This window comes from Actinomycetospora sp. NBC_00405 (genome assembly GCF_036044095.1).
Lineage (GTDB): Bacteria > Actinomycetota > Actinomycetes > Mycobacteriales > Pseudonocardiaceae > Actinomycetospora > Actinomycetospora callitridis.
In genome coordinates this window covers 3742578-3757486 of sequence record NZ_CP107938.1, presented here as the reverse complement: position 1 = coordinate 3757486, position 14909 = coordinate 3742578, and the positions used below count along the sequence as shown (strand labels likewise).

The following is a 14909-nucleotide window of genomic DNA, read 5'->3' as shown; positions in this document are numbered from 1 at the left end:
CTTCGTCGCGCTGTCCTCCCGTTCCCGCGCCTAGGGTGCCCCGGGTGACCACCGACCTCGTCGACCTGCCCCCGCGGTTCGGGATGGACCGGCCCGCCTTCGACAAGATCGGCAGCCGGCCGGCGGGCGAGCTGCGGCTCGCGGCGTCGGTGGTGCTCGTGCGCGACGCGGTCGCCGGGCCGGGCGTCGAGGTGTTCCTGCTCGAGCGTGCCGCCGGGATGGCGTTCGCCGCGGGCATGTCGGTCTTCCCGGGCGGCGGGCTCGACGCGGCCGACCGGGACGCGCTGGCCGAGGGCCTGGTCGACGCCGACGCCGCCGAGCACGCCGCGCGCAGCTGGGACACGGCGCCGGACGCCGCCGCGGCGCTGATCGCCTGCGCCGTGCGCGAGACCTACGAGGAGACGGGCGTGCTGCTCGGGGGAGCCGTGCCGCCGGCCGTCGGGACACGGGAGCGCCTGGTGGCACAGGAGGTCGGCCTGCGGGAGGTCGTGGGGCACGTCGACGCCGCGGCGCTGCGGCCCTGGGCCCGCTGGATCACGCCGGAGGGGATGCCGCGCCGCTACGACACCGCCTTCTTCGTCGCCGGGGTGCCCGACGGCCAGGAGCCCGACGGCGCCACGACCGAGGCCGTCGGCGCCGGCTGGTGCGCGCCCGCGCAGGCTCTCCACGAGTGGGAGGACGGCGTGCGCGCGCTGATGCCGCCGACCTGGGCCGTGCTCAGCGAGCTCGCGGCCGCCGACTCCGCCGCGAACCTCCTCGACGCCGCCACGGAACGACGTCCGGAGCCGGTGACCCCGAGCTTCCGGCCCGAGGGCGAGCGCGTCGGGCTCGTCGTCCCCTCGCACGCGTTCGGGGTGGACCGGTGAGCGGCCGTCTCGTCCCGGGGCCCGCCGACGCGGCACCGGCGCACCCCGCCTACGGGCTCCTGAGGACCGTCACGCAGGCCGCGGCGGTGGTCCTGGCGGAGAACCCGTCACCGATGACGCTGGACGGCACCAACACCTGGATCCTGCGCGCCCCGGGGCAGGCCGGCTGTGTCGTCGTCGACCCCGGCCCGGAGGACCCGGCGCACCTCGACCGGCTCGAGGCCTGCGGGCCCGTCGAGCTCGTGGTGCTGACCCACCGCCACCTCGACCACACCGAGGCCGCGCGGACGTTCGCCGAGCGGGTCTCCGCCCCGGTCCGTGCGCTCGACCCGACGCTGACCCTCGGCGCCGAGGGCCTCGTTGCGGGCGAACGCCTGGGCGTGGCAGGGCTCGACCTGCGCGTCCTGGTGACGCCGGGGCACACCGACGACTCGCTGTGCCTGGTGGTCGACGACGACGGCAGCGTCCTGACCGGCGACACCGTCCTGGGCCGCGGCACCACCGTGCTCGGGGACTACGAGGGCGCGCTCACCGACTACCTCGACTCCCTGCGCCGGCTCGCCGAGCTCCCCGGGGGCACGACGCTCCTGCCGGGGCACGGGCCGGACCTCGCCGACGCCGGCGAGACCGCCCGCCAGTACCTGCAGCATCGTGAGCAGCGGCTCGACCAGGTGCGCGCAGCCCTCGGCGAGCTCGGGCCGGAGCCCACGCCCCGTCAGGTCGTGGAGATCGTCTATGCGGACGTCGACGAGAAGCTCTGGCCGGCGGCCGACCAGTCGGTGGCCGCGCAGCTCGAGCACCTGCGCAGGATGGACTGACGGGTCAGCGAGCCCGTCGGGCCAGGCGGTCCGGCTCGAGGATCAGGACGCTCTTGCCCTCGAGGCGCAGCCAGCCGCGGGCGGCGAAGTCGGCGAGCGCCTTGTTGACCGTCTCGCGGGAGGCGCCGACGAGCTGGGCGATCTCCTCCTGCGTCAGGTCGTGCGTGACGCGCAGCAGGCCGGCCTCCTGCGACCCGAAGCGCTGCGCGAGCTGCAGCAGCGCCTTGGCCACGCGGCCCGGGACGTCGGTGAAGATGAGGTCGGCGAGCAGGTTGTTGGTGCGGCGCAGGCGCCGGGCCACCACGCGCAGCAGCTGCTCGGCGATCTCGGGACGCTGGGCGATCCACTCGCGGAGCGCGTTGCGGTCCATCGTGTAGGCGCGCACGTCGGTGACCGTCGTGGCCGTGGAGGTGCGCGGCCCCGGGTCGAAGATCGAGAGCTCGCCGAACATGTCGGACGGGCCGAAGATCGACAGCAGGTTCTCGCGACCGTCCGGTGACCGCCGGCCGATCTTCACCTTGCCGGTCGAGACGATGTAGAGCCGATCGCCGGGCTCGCCCTCGTTGAAGATCACCGTGCCGCGTGGGAACTCCACGCGCTCGAGGGACTCCGTGAGCACCTCGATGGCGGCGGGGTCCACCCCCTGGAAGATCCCGGCCCGCGCCAGTACCTCGTCCACCGTCCGCTCCTCAACGACTCTCGCTCTACCGCGCGCGTCCATCGGGTCACCGACCCCCGTCCGCACCTCTGTGTCACCAGTCACGTCCGCCGCAGCATAGTCACGTCCCTCGCCGTGATCACGCCACGCGACACCTTGGAACTCACCGCATCAGGGCCGATCGCCGAGTTCACGGTCTCTGTTCCCCCGATCGGACCATCATAGTCCAGAGATCCCGCGGCGTCGCTGCCGTGTGTGAGCGTCAGGCCCGTTCCTTGGTTCGCCGGGGACCGCCCCGTTTGCCGAGGTTGCGGAGCCGGAACATCTGGAGGGCCCCGCCGATCCCCTGACGGAACAGCGCCTTGACCTCGTCGGGCCGGGCGCGCTCGAGGAAGTCCTCCACCTCGTCCTCGCGCACGGTGCCGGAGCGCAGGCGGGTCTCGAGACGCTCCATACCGAGCGCGAAGACCATCACCAGCAGCGGGATGAGGATGGCGAGCCAGGCGGTCATGGTCTGCGCATCGTCGCGCACCGGTGAACGCCGTCGGGCATCGGGGTCGCCCCGGCGTGTCGTGGGCGCCGTGCCCCCGACCTCCGGCGCAGAGGCGCGTCCTACCCTGGGAGGGTGAGCAGGGCTGCGCGCGCCACGGGCGAGGAGAGCCGTCTCGCCCTGGTGCGACGGGCGCGACGGATGGATCGCGATCTCGCGATCGCCCACCCCGACGCGCACGCCGAGCTGGACTTCACCTCGCCGCTCGAGCTGCTCGTCGCCACCGTGCTCTCGGCGCAGACCACCGACGTCACGGTCAACCGCGTCACCCCGGGGCTCTTCGCCCGCTACCCGGACGCGGCGGCGTTCGCCGGCGCGGACCGCACGGAGCTCGAGGAGATCCTGCGCCCGACCGGCTTCTTCCGGGCGAAGGCCGAGTCGGTGACGAAGCTGGGCGTGGCGCTCGTCGAGCGCTACGACGGCGTCGTGCCCGCGCGCATGGAGGACCTCGTCACGCTGCCCGGCGTCGGGCGCAAGACGGCCAACGTCGTGCTCGGCAACGCCTTCGGCGTCCCCGGCATCACCGTCGACACGCACTTCGGGCGCCTGGCCCGCCGCTTCGCCTGGACGACGTCCGAGGACCCGGTGCAGGTGGAGAAGGAGGTGGGCGAGCTCATCCCGCGCAAGGACTGGACGATGCTCTCCCACCGGCTGATCTTCCACGGCCGCCGCGTCTGCCACGCCAAGAAGCCGGCCTGCGGGGCCTGCACGCTGCGTCGCGACTGCCCGTCGTCGCAGACCGGCGAGACCGACCCCGTGAAGGCCGCCAAGCTGATCAAGGGGCCGGACGCCGACCACCTGCTGTCCCTCGTCGGCCTCGAGCGGTGACCCGCGCCGAGGTCCGGGCCACCCTCGTGGTCGTGGTGCTGGCCGTGGTCGGCGTGATCGCGCTGTGGCCCCGGGACACGGGGTCCTCGCTGCCGGGGGCCACCGACCCGAGCTCGGTGCTCCAGCCCGCCCCGGCCGCCGGCAGCGACGATCCCGCCGCCGTCGCCTCCGCCCGCGCGTCGGCGGCGCTGGCCCCCTGCCCGGAGCCGGTGCCGGGCGCGGCGCCCGTCGCCGCGCTCGCGGGCGTGACACTGGAGTGCCTCGGCGCGCCGGGTCCGGTCGACCTCGCCGCGGCCCTGGCCGGGCGGGACACGCTGGTGAACCTCTGGGCGTCGTGGTGCGCGCCGTGCCGCGACGAGATCCCCGCGCTGGAGGCCTACACGGCGCAGCCGGGCGCGGTGGCGGTGCTGGGCGTCGACGCCGCGGACCGCACGACGACCGCCCTCGCGCTGATGGAGAGCCTCGGCGCCCGCTACCCGTCGGTGAGCGACCCCGCCCAGGTCGTCGGGCCGAAGCTCGGCGCGCCGCCGATCCTGCCCGCGAGCGTGCTCGTGCGCGCCGACGGCTCCGTGGTCGACATCCCGCCCCAGGTGCTGCGCACCCCCGAGCAGGTGCGCGCCGCCGTCGACGCCGCCCGGGGCGGTGCCGGGTGACCGACACCGACTCCGGCACCGACCCCGGCACCGACCCCGAGGCCGCCCCCGACTGGCTCGCCCCGCTCGTGGCGGCCTGCCGACGCCTCGGGCCCGACGACGTGCCGTTCCGGCGGCGCATCGCCGGCACGGCGCCGAACGGACGCAGCGCCGCGGTGCTCATGCTGTTCGCCGGCCCCGGGGACGCGCCCGAGCTGCTGCTCACCGAGCGCGCCGCCGAGCTGCGCGCGCACGCGGGCCAGGCCGCGTTCCCGGGCGGGACGATCGACCCCACCGACGCCGGGCCCGTCGCCGCCGCGCTGCGCGAGGCGAACGAGGAGACCGGCCTCGATCCCGACGGCGTCGTCCCCCTGGTGACGCTGCCGCCGCTGACGATCCCGGTCACCGGGTTCGCGGTCACGCCGGTGCTCGCGTACTGGGCGCGGCCCGTCCCGGTGCGGGTCGTCGACCCGGGGGAGACCGCCGCGGTGGTCCGCGTGCCGGTCGCCGCGCTCACCGATCCGGCGGCGCGGTTCCTCGTCACCGGTCCGTCCGGGTACGTGGGTCCCGCGTTCGCCGCAGGAGGACTGCTCGTCTGGGGCTTCACGGCGGGCCTGGTGGACTGGATGCTCACCCTGGCCGGGTGGGCGAGACCCTGGGACCGTTCCGATGTGCGCGACCTCGACGAGGTGTGGGCGCAGCGGCACGACCTGAGCGCAGGGACCACTGCGTGGAAGTCCGGGCACGCCGCGCCGAGCAGGCCGGACGCGGCCGCCGAAGGAGGTCCGATCCGGTGAGCTGGGTCGATGTCGTCGTCGTGTTGCTCGCGATCGCCGCGGGCATCTCGGGCTGGCGCCATGGTCTCGCCGTCGCGGCGCTGAGCTTCCTCGGCGTGCTCGGCGGTGCGCTGCTGGGGCTGAAGATCGCTCCTGCGCTGGTCGACAACTTCGAGGGCACGACGTCGAAGATCGTCGTCAGCGTCCTGCTGGTCGTCGCGCTGGTCGCCCTGGGCGAGACGCTCGGGGTCTACCTCGGGCGCGCGCTGCGCGACCGGATGCGCCTGCCGGCCGTCCGCACCGTCGACTCGGCCTTCGGCTCGGTGCTGCAGGCGATCACCGCGCTCATCGTCGCCTGGCTCATCGCGCTGCCGCTGGCGAGCTCGTCGGAGACGGCGCTCGCGTCCTCCCTGCGCGACTCGCGCGTGCTGGCCGGCGTCGACTCGGTGATGCCCGCCCCGCTGCGCGCGCTGCCCTCGGAGCTGCGGGCCCTGTTCGACGCCTCGGGCTTCCCGGACGTCCTGAGCCCCTTCTCGTCCACCCCGATCGCCGAGGTGCCCCCGCCGGAGCAGGCGCTCGTCGAGGACCCCGTGGTGCAGCAGGCCCGCGCCAGCGTGCTCAAGGTGCGCGGGCGGGCCCCCTCGTGCCAGCGGGCGCTCGAGGGCACCGGGTTCGTCGTCGGCGAGGACCGGGTCATGACCAACGCGCACGTCGTCGCGGGCACCGACGAGGTGTCGGTCGAGGTCCCGACCTCCGACGGCGACTCCCGCACCCGCCCCGCCCGCGTCGTCTACTACGACGACGAGGTCGACGTCGCCGTGCTCGCGGTGCCCGGGCTCGACGCGGACCCGCTGGACTTCGACTTCGCGGGCGCCGAGACCGGCGACAACGCCGTGGCGCTCGGTTACCCGCTCGACGGCCCGTTCTCGTCCTCGCCGGCGAAGGTGCGCCAGCGCATCCAGCTGCGCGGCCCGAACATCTACGAGAGCGAGACCGTCACCCGCGACGTCTACACGATCCGCGGGCAGGTGCGGTCGGGGAACTCCGGCGGCCCGCTGGTGGACCCCCAGGGCCGCGTCATCGGCGTCGTCTTCGGCGCGGCGGTCGACCAGGGCGACACCGGCTTCGTTCTGACCGCCGACCAGGTGCGCCCGGCGCTCGACGCATCGCCGGGCGCCACCGGCCGCGTGAGCACGGGGTCCTGCGCGGCGTAGGTCGGTGCCGGCCCGGTGTCAGCGGCCGGTGTCAGCCTGGGGGCCACGCTGACGTCCACCGTGAGGAAAGCCCCCACGATCACTCGTCCAGGAAGTCCAGCAGTGCGTCGGTGACGTGCTGGGGCGCCTCCTGGTGGGGGAAGTGCCCCACGCCGGCGAGCGTCCGGTGCACGTGCCCGGCGTCGCACCAGCGCGCCGAGGCGCGGGCGACGCGGTCGGGCACCCAGGGATCGGCCTCGCCGTGGATCTGGAGCACCGGCACCGTCACGCGGCGGGCCATCGCGGCCGCGTAGCGCGCCCCGTCGGGCCGGAACTGCGAGCGCACGCACCAGCGGAAGCCCTCCAGCGCCGTATGCGACACGCGGGGCGTCAGCATCGCCGCGCGGTGGCGGTCGGCGACCTCGGCGAACTCCGGCGCCGACGCCCACCCGTCGCCCGAGCCCGCGCGCAGGAGCTCGGCGACCCAGGCGGCGTCGTCACGGCGGAGGCGTCGCTCGGGCAGGCGCGGGGGCTGCAGCGACGCGACGACGCGTACCGCCGGCCCCCAGGGACGGCGACGGGCGGCGTCGCGCACGGTCCGGGGGTGCGGCGCCGCGACGACCGCGATCCGGGAGACGACGCCGGGGCGCAGCGTGGCGAGCGTCCAGGCGATCGCCCCGCCCCAACCCGCGCCGACGATCGTCGCCTCGCGTGCCCCCAGTGAACGGACCAGGCCGGCGGCGTCCCCGGCGAGGGTCCACAGGTCGTAGCCGCGGGGCGGGCGGTCGGACTCGCCGTAGCCGCGCAGGTCGGCCGCGGCGACCCGGTACCCGGCGGTCGCGAGGGCCGGGATCTGGTGGCGCCAGGCCCACCAGAATCCGGGGAAGCCGTGGAGCAGGAGCACCAGCGGCCCGGACTCCGGGCCCGCCTCGGCGACGTGCAGCTGCACGCCGTTCGCCGAGACGGTGCGGTGGGTCCAGGGCCCGGGAATCTCGACGGCGGGCCCTGCGGCAGTGCTCAGGCGGGTGCTCAGGCGGCGTCGGAGCGGCCGCGGTTGAAGACCGCGACCGACTCCTTGGCCGACTCGATCGTCCGTTCCGGTGCCTTGATCTTGCGGACCTTGAGGTAGCCGAGCAGGCCCATGAGGCCCGCGAACAGGATCATGAGACCGAACGTCACGGCGTAGCCGGCCCACTGCTGGGTCGGCCAGATGAGGTTGAAGGCCTCGGACACCGCGATGAAGAGGAAGAACAGGCTGAACAGGGCCACGACGCCGGCGACGACGAAGAAGACGCTGCCCTGCACGCCCTTCTTGACCTCGGCCGTGATCTCGGACTTGGCCAGCTCGACCTCGGCCCGCACGAGGGTCGAGACGTGGGTCGTGACCTCCTTGACCAGCGAGCCGACGGAGGCGTCGCCGTCTTGCCGGACGGGCTCGGCGTTCAGGGGGATCGAGGGCACGACCGGCGGGGCGGACGAGCCGCTGGCCGGCTGCTCGGGGCGGGTCACGGGCGCTCCTGCGTGGGTCGGTCGCTCGGGGTGGGGACGGCGAGCGGGTGCTGAGGTCGGTCATCGTGCCACGTCACCGGGTGTGCGCCGCGCTCCACGGCGCGCCGCCGGCTGATCACTTCTCGGCCCGGTCTTCCCCCTGACCGTCCGCTGTACTCAACGGGTTCCCCCGTTGGGGGTCACTCCCCGTTCGGCCGGCGGCGCAGTTCCTTCACCGCGCCCTGCCGGCGCTTGGCCTCCAGCCGCCTGCGGCGGGCGGAACGGGACGGTGTCGTGGGACGACGCGCCGGTGGGGGCGGCGCCAGCGCGTCGCGGAGGATCGCGGCCAGGCGCTGGCGTGCGGCGCGGCGGTTGCGTCGCTGGGAGCGGTCGTCGGAGGCGACGACGGTGAGGACACCGTCGTGCAGGCGCCCGGCGAGCCGATCGAGAAGCCGGGTGCGGTCCTCGTCGGGCAGCGGCGCCCCCACCGGATCCACCGAGCGCAGGTCCACCGAGAGCTCGACCCGCGAGTCGGTGGTGTTCACGCCCTGTCCGCCGGGCCCACCCGCGCGGGAGAAGCGCCAGTGCAGGTCGGCGGTGGACAGCACGACGTCGCGGGTGACCACGAGGTCACCCGCGACGTCGTCGCCGGTCGGCTGCATCCCGACCAGGATGCCCGGGTCAGCTGCGCGGGCCCACCGGGAGCACGGTGCGGCCCCACGTGGCGTTGGTGACGACCGCGGCCGAGGCGTACCAGGCGATCAGCGCGCTGAGCAGCCCGACGAACCCACCGGCGGTCGCGATCGCGTCGATGCCGGTGAGGTCACCGACGGCCAGCAGCGTGAACGTGAGGAACAGCGTGGCGAACACACCCACCAGCGCGCCGGTGGTCCGCAGCGAGGCGAACAGCATGTAGAGCGTGAAGATCGCCCAGCCGACGAGGAAGATTCCCGTCGCCGTGGTCACCTGGGCCTCGGTGACGCCGGAGGCCATCATCTCGGGCTCGATGAACTGGACGTAGGCCGCGAAGGCCAGCCAGAACGCCCCGTAGGACGCGAAGGCCGTCGCGCCGAACGTGTTGGCCTTGCGGAACTCCCACATCCCGGCGAGGAACTGGGCGAGACCGCCGTAGAAGAGAGCGAGGGGCAGCACCAGCGGCTCGAGCGCCTCGGGGGCGAGCCCGGCGTTGAACAGGCTCAGCGTGAAGGTCGTCAGGGCGAAGGCCGCGAGACCGAGCGGTCCCGGGTCCGCGAAACTCGGCGTGGACTCCGCGGGGGCGGGGCTGGGCGCCGTCCGCGCGGTGCGCTCCTCGGTGGTGCTCGACATGGTCGCTCCTCTCGGGTGGCCCCACGGCGCTGTGGTGCCGATCACGTGGTCCACCTACTGCCCGGTTTCGTCGGCCGGATATGCGGACTGCATCAACCGGACCGATACAGGTCCGTTCGGCGGTTGCCGGACGGGCCGTTCGGCCGCGCGGGGTGGGCTGTGACGTGGTCGGTCGACGCGGGGCTGCGACGATCGGTGCCGTGGCCGACCCGCTGGAGCCCCTGACCCGCCTGCCCGGCGTCGCCGCGGACGCCGACGCCGTCCGCGATGCGCTGACGAAGGTCCACAACCACCGCGCGAACCGGCGCGGGTGGCCCGCGACGTCCGCCGAGGCCTCCGTGCGCGCGGCCCGTGCGTCGTCGAGCCTGGACGGCGGGTCGGCCGAGCTGCCCGACGACGGCCGGGTCACCGACCCCGTCCTCGCCGGCGCCCTGCGGGTCGCCGAGGACCTCGACGGGCTGCTGGCGGCCTGGCGCTCGGCGCCGCGCCAGGCGCTCGCACGGCTGCACATGCTCGCCGCCGCCGACCTGCCCGGGATCACCGACGACGACCTCGGCAGGCCCCGCCTCGACCGGGGTGTCGGCGAGCGCCTCGACGGGCTCGCGGGACTGGTCACCGGGGGCACCTCGGTGCCGGCGCCGGTGCTCGTCGCGGTCGTGCACGGCGAGCTCCTCACCCTCGCGCCCTTCCCGACGGCGGGAGGTGTCGTGGCGCGCGCCGCCGCCCGGCTGACGGCGGTCGCCACCGGCCTCGATCCCAAGGGCCTCGCGGTCCCGGAGGTCGGCCACTACCGGGCGGAGACCGAGTACCGCGAGGCCGCCGCGGCCTTCGCCACCGGCTCGCCGGAGGGGTTGGCCCGATGGTTCGCCCACTGCGCCGAGGCCTGGCAGGTCGGCGCGCGCGAGGGGCTCGGGATCGCGGAGGCGGCGCAGCCCGCCTGACCTCGCTCCGGACCCCCGCTGGCGCCGGACCGCCGGCCGGACGCCGCGGCTAGGGCGTCCGGACGCCTTCGGCTCCGAGCGCGGCACGCCTCCGTCCCCAGGCCCGCCGGCCGTCCCCAGAGCGGCATCCGACGCTCCCTCCCGGTGCCCCTCGCGCGGCAGCGTTCTCGTCGACGGCGGGACGCGAGAGGGGTCACCGATGGCGGGGACGGGTGGGGCGGTCGGAGCGGGCGCACAGGGCCGACGGCGCGCGGTGGTGATGACCGACGACGAGGAGCTCCTCGACGAGGTGGTGCGGCTGGCCGCCGCCGCGGGTGCCGAGCTGGAGCGGGTGCCGGACGCCGCGGGGGTGCGCCGGCGCTGGCACACGGCCGGGCTGGTGCTGGTCGACGAGGACGCCGCCCGGGCGCTCGGGCCGCTGCGCCCCGGTCGCCGCGACGGGGTCGTGCTGCTCTGCCGGGGCGAGCCGCCGGGATCGGTCTGGGAGCGCGCCGTGGCCGTGGGTGCGGAGCACGTGGTGTCCCTGCCCGACGGCGAGCACTGGTTGATCTCGTCGCTGGCCGACACCGGGGCGCGCTCCTCGCCCGACGTCGGGCCGGGCCGGGTCGTGGCCGTCGTCGGGGGACGCGGCGGCGCCGGGGCCTCGGTGCTCGCCGTGGCGATCGCGGGGCGGGCGAGCACGGGCGGGACGCGGGCGCTGCTCGTCGACTGCGACCCGCTCGGGGGCGGGATCGACCTCCTCGCCGGAGCCGAGGAGCTCGAGGGCTTCCGGTGGGGCGGGCTCGCGCTCGGCGGCGGAGGCGGGGGACGGGTGTCCGCGGCGTCGCTGCACGAGGCGCTGCCCTCGCCCGACGGGATGCTGACGGTCCTCGCGTGCGACCGCGGGGGCGGCGGCCCGGAGCCCGACGCGGCCGTGGCCGTCATCGAGGCCGGACGCCGGGCCGGGGACGTCGTGGTGTGCGACCTGCCCCGGCACCTGTCGGACACGGCCCTCGCCGTCGCCGACGCCGCCGATCTCGTCGTCCTCGTGGTGCCCACCGAGGTCCGCGCCGTCGCGGCCGCCGCCCGGATCGCGGAGCCGCTGGTCGAGCGCGGGGTGCCGCTGCGTCTTGTCGTGCGCGGCCCCGCGCCCGGCGGCCTCGACGCCGACGACGTCGTCCGCGCCCTGGGGCTGGACGTGCTCGCTGCCGTGGCACCCGAGCCGGGCCTCGCCTCGGCGCTCGACCGCGGCAAGGTCCCCGGTCTGCGGCGCGGCCCCTTGCAGGACGCGGCCACGGCGGTCCTCGAGGCGCTCGACGCCGTGGCCGATCGGGGACGGGCGGCGTGAGCACCGCGCCGGCGGACCTCGTCGATCGTGTCCGCACCCGGCTGGTCAGCTCCGGCGGGCAGGCCGGGGTCGACGACCTGGCCGCCGCCGTGCGGGCGGAGGCCCGCGGCGTGGTCGGCGACGCCGACGTGCTCTCGGCCGTGCGGGGCCTGCAGCGCGAGCTCGTCGGGGCCGGCCCGCTCGAGCCGCTGCTGCGCGAGCCCGGGACCTCCGACGTGCTCGTCACCGCCCCGGACGCGGTCTGGGTCGACCGCGGCGCGGGGCTCGAGCGCACGACCATCCGCTTCCCCGACGAGGACGCGGTGCGCCGCCTCGCCCAGCGGCTCGCGAGCGCGGCCGGACGGCGCCTCGACGACGCCAGCCCGTACGTCGACGCGCGTCTGCCGGGTTCGGGCGTGCGTCTGCACGCGGTGCTCGCGCCGGTCGCCGCCGACGGGACGTGCGTGTCCCTGCGGGTGCTCCGTCCCGCCCGCCACGACCTCGCCACCCTGGCGGCCAGCGGCACGGTCGACGCCGACGGCGTGGCCCTGCTGCGCGCGGTCGTCGCGGCGCGGCTCGCGTTCCTCGTGGTCGGCGGCACGGGCTCGGGCAAGACGACGCTGCTCGCCGCGCTCCTGGGCGAGGTGGCGCCGAGCGAGCGCATCGTGTGCGTCGAGGACGCCGAGGAGCTGCGCCCGGCGCACCCGCACGTCGTGCGCATGGTCGCCCGGCCGGCGAACGTCGAGGGCGCCGGGCAGGTCCTGCTGCGCGACCTCGTGCGCCAGGCGCTGCGGATGCGCCCCGACCGGCTCGTCGTCGGCGAGGTACGCGGCGCCGAGGTGGTCGAGCTGCTGGCCGCGCTCAACACCGGTCACGACGGCGGGGCGGGCACGGTGCACGCCAACGCGCCGCGCGAGGTCCCGGCCCGGTTGGAAGCGCTCGCCGCCCTCGGCGGGCTGGGTCCCGCCGCGCTGCACAGCCAGCTCGCCGCCGCGGTACAGGTGGTCCTGCAGGTCCGACGCGACCGCGACGGGACGCGCACGCTCGACGCCGTCGGGGTCCTGCGACGCCGCGACGGGGCCGGCGAGGTCGTCGTGGTGCCGGCCTGGACCCGGGGCGACGGCTGGGCGACCGGTCGCGCCGACCTCGGCGCGATGTTCCGGGAGCGGGGCGTCGCGGCCCCGTGGCTCGACCCGCCCGACCCGCCGGCCCGGCCGTCCGCCACGGCGCCGCGCGCGGTGAGCGTCGCCGCCGGCGTGTCCCTGCTGCACCGGGAGTCGGCGTGAGCGCGGCGGCGCTCCTCCTCGCGGCCGGTGCGTTGCTCGCCTGGCCCGCGCCGGTGCCGGGGCTGCGGGTGGGCGGGTCGCTCCCGGGCCGGCGGCGGGCGCCGGGCCTCGACCGCCTCCGGCCCGCCCTGGGACGGCGCCGCGTGCTCCTCCCCGGCGCCGCCGTCCTCGGCGTGGTGCTCGCCGGCCCCGGGGGTGGCGTGGCCGCCCTCGCGCTCGCCGCGACGGTGCACCGCCAGCGGGCGACGACGAGCGCGGAACGGGACCGGGCGTCCGCGTCCGCGGGGCTCGCGGAGGCGTTGGCGTCGTTCGCCGCGGAGGTCCGCGTCGGCGCGCCCCCGGCCGCCGCGGCCGGCTCCGCGGGGTCCGACGCCCACCCGGTGGCTGCCCGGGTCATGGCCCTCGTGGGCGCGACGGCGCAGCTCGGGGGCGACGTCCCCGCGGCCCTGCGGGCGGCGCGGGCCCGCGAGCCGGTCGTCGCCGAGCACCTCGACCGCCTCGCCGGGGCGTGGGCGCTCGCCGAACGCCACGGGATCGCCCTGGCCGGCCCCGCGGCGGCCGTCGCCCGCGACCTCCGGGTCCGCGCACGGGTCGCCGGCGGGCTGCGCGCCCGCCTCGCCGGGCCGCGCGCCACGGCCGCGGTCCTCGCGGGGCTGCCGGTGCTCGGGCTGCTGCTCGGCGAGGGGATCGGCGCGCGGCCGTGGTCGGTGCTCACCGGGGGCCTGATCGGTCAGGTGCTGCTCGTGGTCGGCGTCGGTCTGGTCTGCGCCGGGCTCGCCTGGACCGAGCGGATCGTCGCGGGGGTGGCTCGGTGATCCCCGCGGCCCTGGTGCTCCTGGCCGCCGCGGTGCTCGTGGCGCCGGGCCCGGTCACGGCGCACCACCGCACGGTCCCGCGCCGGCCGCCCCGTGCCCCGGCCCGGGAGGGCCTGGTGCCCGGCCTGGCGCTGCTCGCGGTGGGCGCGGCAGCCGCACTCGCGGGGGCCGGTGCCGCCGGCGTGGTCGCGGGCGCCGCGGGCCTCGCGGTCGTCGCCGTGCTGCCGCGCTGGCGGGCGCACCGTGCGAGGCCGCGCCCGGACCCGCTCGGTCTCGCCGGGGCGTGGGACCAGCTCGCGGCCTGCCTGCGCGCCGGACTCCCGCTCGACCGCGCCGCGCGCGCCGTGGTGCCGGTCCTGCCCGCGGCGGCCGGCGAGGCGCTGGGCCGCGTGGCCGACCTCGTGGCCCTCGGCGCCGATCCCGCCGACGCCTGGGCGCCGGCGCTCGACGAGCCGGGCACGGCGCGCCTCGCCCGCGCGGCCCGCCGCTCGGCGCGCAGCGGGGCCGCGGTCGCCGACGTCGTCGAGGCCGTCGCCACCGACCTGCGGGCCGAGGCCGCCGACGCCGTCGAGGCCCGCGCTGAGCGCGCGGGCGTGATGGTCACCGGGCCGCTCGGCCTGTGCTTCCTGCCGGCGTTCCTCGCCCTGGGCATCGTCCCGGTGGTCGTCGGGCTCGCCGGGCCGCTGCTGGAGCAGCGATGAGCCCGCACGCCCCGCCGGGGCGTGGGACGAGAGGAGAACCCCATGACCGCACGGACGACGACCTGGCGCCACCGGCTGGCCCGGCTGCGCGAGGACGACGACGGCATGTCCACGGCGGAGTACGCGATCGGGACCATCGCCGCGGCGGCCTTCGGTGCCCTGCTCTACACGGTGATCACGGGCGACTCGATCATCGGGGCGCTCACCGCGATCGTGCAGCGGGCGCTGACGAGCACGTTCTGATCGCCGGCACCGGGTCCGCCCCCGACACCGGCTCGGTCACCGTCGAGGCGGCGTTCGCGGTCGGCAGCCTCGTGGTGGTGCTCGCCGTGGTCCTCGCGGCGATGGGGGCGGTGGTGCTGCAGCTGCGCTGCGTCGACGCCGCCACCGAGGCCGCCCGCCTCGGTGCCCGCGGGGACCCGGACGTCGCCCGCCGGGCGGCGGCACGCCTGCTGCCCGACGGGGCGGAGGTCGTCCTCGAGGCCCGTGGCGACGACGTGGTCGCCCGGGTCCGCGCGGCGCCGCTCGGCTCGGCGCTGCCCGCGCTGCGGGTGGGCGCGGAGGCGGTGGCGGCGCGCGAGCCGTCGCCGGTTGCCCCGGTCGAGGGCCCCGATCCGCTCCCCGGCGAGCCGCCGGAGGCCGACGCCGCCGTCTCCCCGGCCGGCCCGGTCAGCCCGGCGTCCGCCTCCGCGGCGCCCACACCGCCGGGCGCTGCGCGGTGAGCG

General features: G+C 76.9%; 19 protein-coding genes. 13 read left to right on the top strand and 6 right to left on the bottom strand.

Features of this window, described 5'->3' with window-relative positions; translation table 11 throughout:
- Nucleotides 1–44: 44 nt before the first annotated feature.
- Nucleotides 45–866, top strand: coding sequence for an NUDIX hydrolase (locus OG774_RS18555; RefSeq protein WP_328303117.1), 822 nt, complete (start codon nt 45–47; stop codon nt 864–866).
- Nucleotides 863–1684, top strand: coding sequence for an MBL fold metallo-hydrolase (locus OG774_RS18550; protein ID WP_328303115.1), 822 nt, complete (start codon nt 863–865; stop codon nt 1682–1684). The genes OG774_RS18555 and OG774_RS18550 overlap by 4 nt, the downstream gene beginning before the upstream one ends.
- A 4-nt stretch (nt 1685–1688) precedes the next feature.
- Here the strand turns inward: OG774_RS18550 and OG774_RS18545 are convergent, their stop codons facing one another.
- Nucleotides 1689–2363, bottom strand: a complete 675-nt coding sequence (locus OG774_RS18545; RefSeq protein WP_116708603.1) for a Crp/Fnr family transcriptional regulator — start codon at nt 2361–2363, stop codon at nt 1689–1691.
- Nucleotides 2364–2604: 241 nt separating this feature from the next.
- Nucleotides 2605–2853 (bottom strand): hypothetical protein, encoded by a 249-nt coding sequence (locus OG774_RS18540; RefSeq protein ID WP_274188638.1) that lies wholly within the window; start codon nt 2851–2853, stop codon nt 2605–2607.
- Between the two features lie 114 nt (nt 2854–2967).
- On the opposite strand from OG774_RS18540, the gene nth reads away from it, so the two are divergent.
- Genes nth through OG774_RS18520 form a run of 4 tightly spaced genes read left to right on the top strand, consistent with a single transcriptional unit; the run spans nt 2968 to nt 6342 of the window.
- A complete protein-coding gene (gene nth, locus OG774_RS18535; RefSeq protein WP_328303109.1) occupies nt 2968–3720 on the top strand; it encodes an endonuclease III in 753 nt (250 codons plus the stop codon).
- Nucleotides 3717–4373 carry a TlpA family protein disulfide reductase gene (locus tag OG774_RS18530; RefSeq protein WP_328303107.1) on the top strand — a complete coding sequence of 219 codons (657 nt, stop codon included), beginning with the start codon at nt 3717–3719 and terminating at the stop codon, nt 4371–4373. The genes nth and OG774_RS18530 overlap by 4 nt, the downstream gene beginning before the upstream one ends.
- Nucleotides 4370–5149 (top strand): NUDIX hydrolase, encoded by a 780-nt coding sequence (locus OG774_RS18525; protein WP_328303105.1) that lies wholly within the window; start codon nt 4370–4372, stop codon nt 5147–5149. The genes OG774_RS18530 and OG774_RS18525 overlap by 4 nt, the downstream gene beginning before the upstream one ends.
- Nucleotides 5146–6342 (top strand): MarP family serine protease, encoded by a 1197-nt coding sequence (locus OG774_RS18520; RefSeq protein WP_328303103.1) that lies wholly within the window; start codon nt 5146–5148, stop codon nt 6340–6342. The genes OG774_RS18525 and OG774_RS18520 overlap by 4 nt, the downstream gene beginning before the upstream one ends.
- Nucleotides 6343–6421: 79 nt before the next feature.
- On the opposite strand, the gene OG774_RS18515 is transcribed toward OG774_RS18520, so the two are convergent.
- From OG774_RS18515 to OG774_RS18500, 4 genes are all read right to left on the bottom strand, one after another.
- Complete coding sequence (locus OG774_RS18515) at nt 6422–7270, bottom strand: alpha/beta fold hydrolase (RefSeq protein WP_328303101.1); 849 nt, start codon at nt 7268–7270, stop codon at nt 6422–6424.
- A gap of 80 nt (nt 7271–7350) precedes the next feature.
- Nucleotides 7351–7830, bottom strand: coding sequence for a phage holin family protein (locus tag OG774_RS18510; RefSeq protein ID WP_328303099.1), 480 nt, complete (start codon nt 7828–7830; stop codon nt 7351–7353).
- 179 nt (nt 7831–8009) lie between these two features.
- Complete coding sequence (arfB, locus tag OG774_RS18505; RefSeq protein ID WP_328303097.1) at nt 8010–8471, bottom strand: alternative ribosome rescue aminoacyl-tRNA hydrolase ArfB; 462 nt, start codon at nt 8469–8471, stop codon at nt 8010–8012.
- A gap of 19 nt (nt 8472–8490) precedes the next feature.
- Nucleotides 8491–9135: an acetate uptake transporter gene (locus OG774_RS18500; protein ID WP_328303095.1), complete on the bottom strand. Its 645-nt coding sequence runs from the start codon at nt 9133–9135 to the stop codon at nt 8491–8493.
- A 200-nt stretch (nt 9136–9335) separates the two neighbouring features.
- On the opposite strand from OG774_RS18500, the gene OG774_RS18495 reads away from it, so the two are divergent.
- The 7 genes from OG774_RS18495 to OG774_RS18465 all read left to right on the top strand — a co-directional run bounded on the left by OG774_RS18495 (nt 9336) and on the right by OG774_RS18465 (nt 14906).
- On the top strand, nt 9336–10076 hold the full coding sequence (locus tag OG774_RS18495; RefSeq protein ID WP_328303093.1) for an oxidoreductase: 741 nt from the start codon (nt 9336–9338) through the stop codon (nt 10074–10076).
- Nucleotides 10077–10275: 199 nt separating this feature from the next.
- Nucleotides 10276–11403, top strand: coding sequence for a septum site-determining protein Ssd (ssd, locus tag OG774_RS18490; RefSeq protein WP_328303091.1), 1128 nt, complete (start codon nt 10276–10278; stop codon nt 11401–11403).
- A complete protein-coding gene (locus tag OG774_RS18485) occupies nt 11400–12668 on the top strand; it encodes a TadA family conjugal transfer-associated ATPase (protein WP_328303089.1) in 1269 nt (422 codons plus the stop codon). The genes ssd and OG774_RS18485 overlap by 4 nt, the downstream gene beginning before the upstream one ends.
- A complete protein-coding gene (locus OG774_RS18480; protein ID WP_328303087.1) occupies nt 12665–13483 on the top strand; it encodes a type II secretion system F family protein in 819 nt (272 codons plus the stop codon). Before OG774_RS18485 ends, OG774_RS18480 begins: the two co-directional genes overlap by 4 nt.
- Nucleotides 13480–14184, top strand: a complete 705-nt coding sequence (locus tag OG774_RS18475; protein ID WP_328303085.1) for a type II secretion system F family protein — start codon at nt 13480–13482, stop codon at nt 14182–14184. Before OG774_RS18480 ends, OG774_RS18475 begins: the two co-directional genes overlap by 4 nt.
- A 42-nt stretch (nt 14185–14226) precedes the next feature.
- On the top strand, nt 14227–14427 hold the full coding sequence (locus tag OG774_RS18470) for a DUF4244 domain-containing protein (protein WP_274188626.1): 201 nt from the start codon (nt 14227–14229) through the stop codon (nt 14425–14427).
- Nucleotides 14424–14906, top strand: coding sequence for a TadE family type IV pilus minor pilin (locus OG774_RS18465; RefSeq protein ID WP_328311018.1), 483 nt, complete (start codon nt 14424–14426; stop codon nt 14904–14906). Before OG774_RS18470 ends, OG774_RS18465 begins: the two co-directional genes overlap by 4 nt.
- Nucleotides 14907–14909 lie beyond the last annotated feature (3 nt).

What these genes read in the sequence shown, in the direction of transcription:
- OG774_RS18540 (WP_274188638.1), bottom strand. Translation starts at nt 2,853, where the DNA reads ATGACCGCCTGGCTCGCCATCCTCATCCCGCTGCTGGTGATGGTCTTC.
- arfB (WP_328303097.1), bottom strand. Translation starts at nt 8,471, where the DNA reads ATGCAGCCGACCGGCGACGACGTCGCGGGTGACCTCGTGGTCACCCGC.
- OG774_RS18500 (WP_328303095.1), bottom strand. Translation starts at nt 9,135, where the DNA reads ATGTCGAGCACCACCGAGGAGCGCACCGCGCGGACGGCGCCCAGCCCC.
- ssd (WP_328303091.1), top strand. Translation starts at nt 10,276, where the DNA reads ATGGCGGGGACGGGTGGGGCGGTCGGAGCGGGCGCACAGGGCCGACGG.
- OG774_RS18470 (WP_274188626.1), top strand. Translation starts at nt 14,227, where the DNA reads ATGACCGCACGGACGACGACCTGGCGCCACCGGCTGGCCCGGCTGCGC.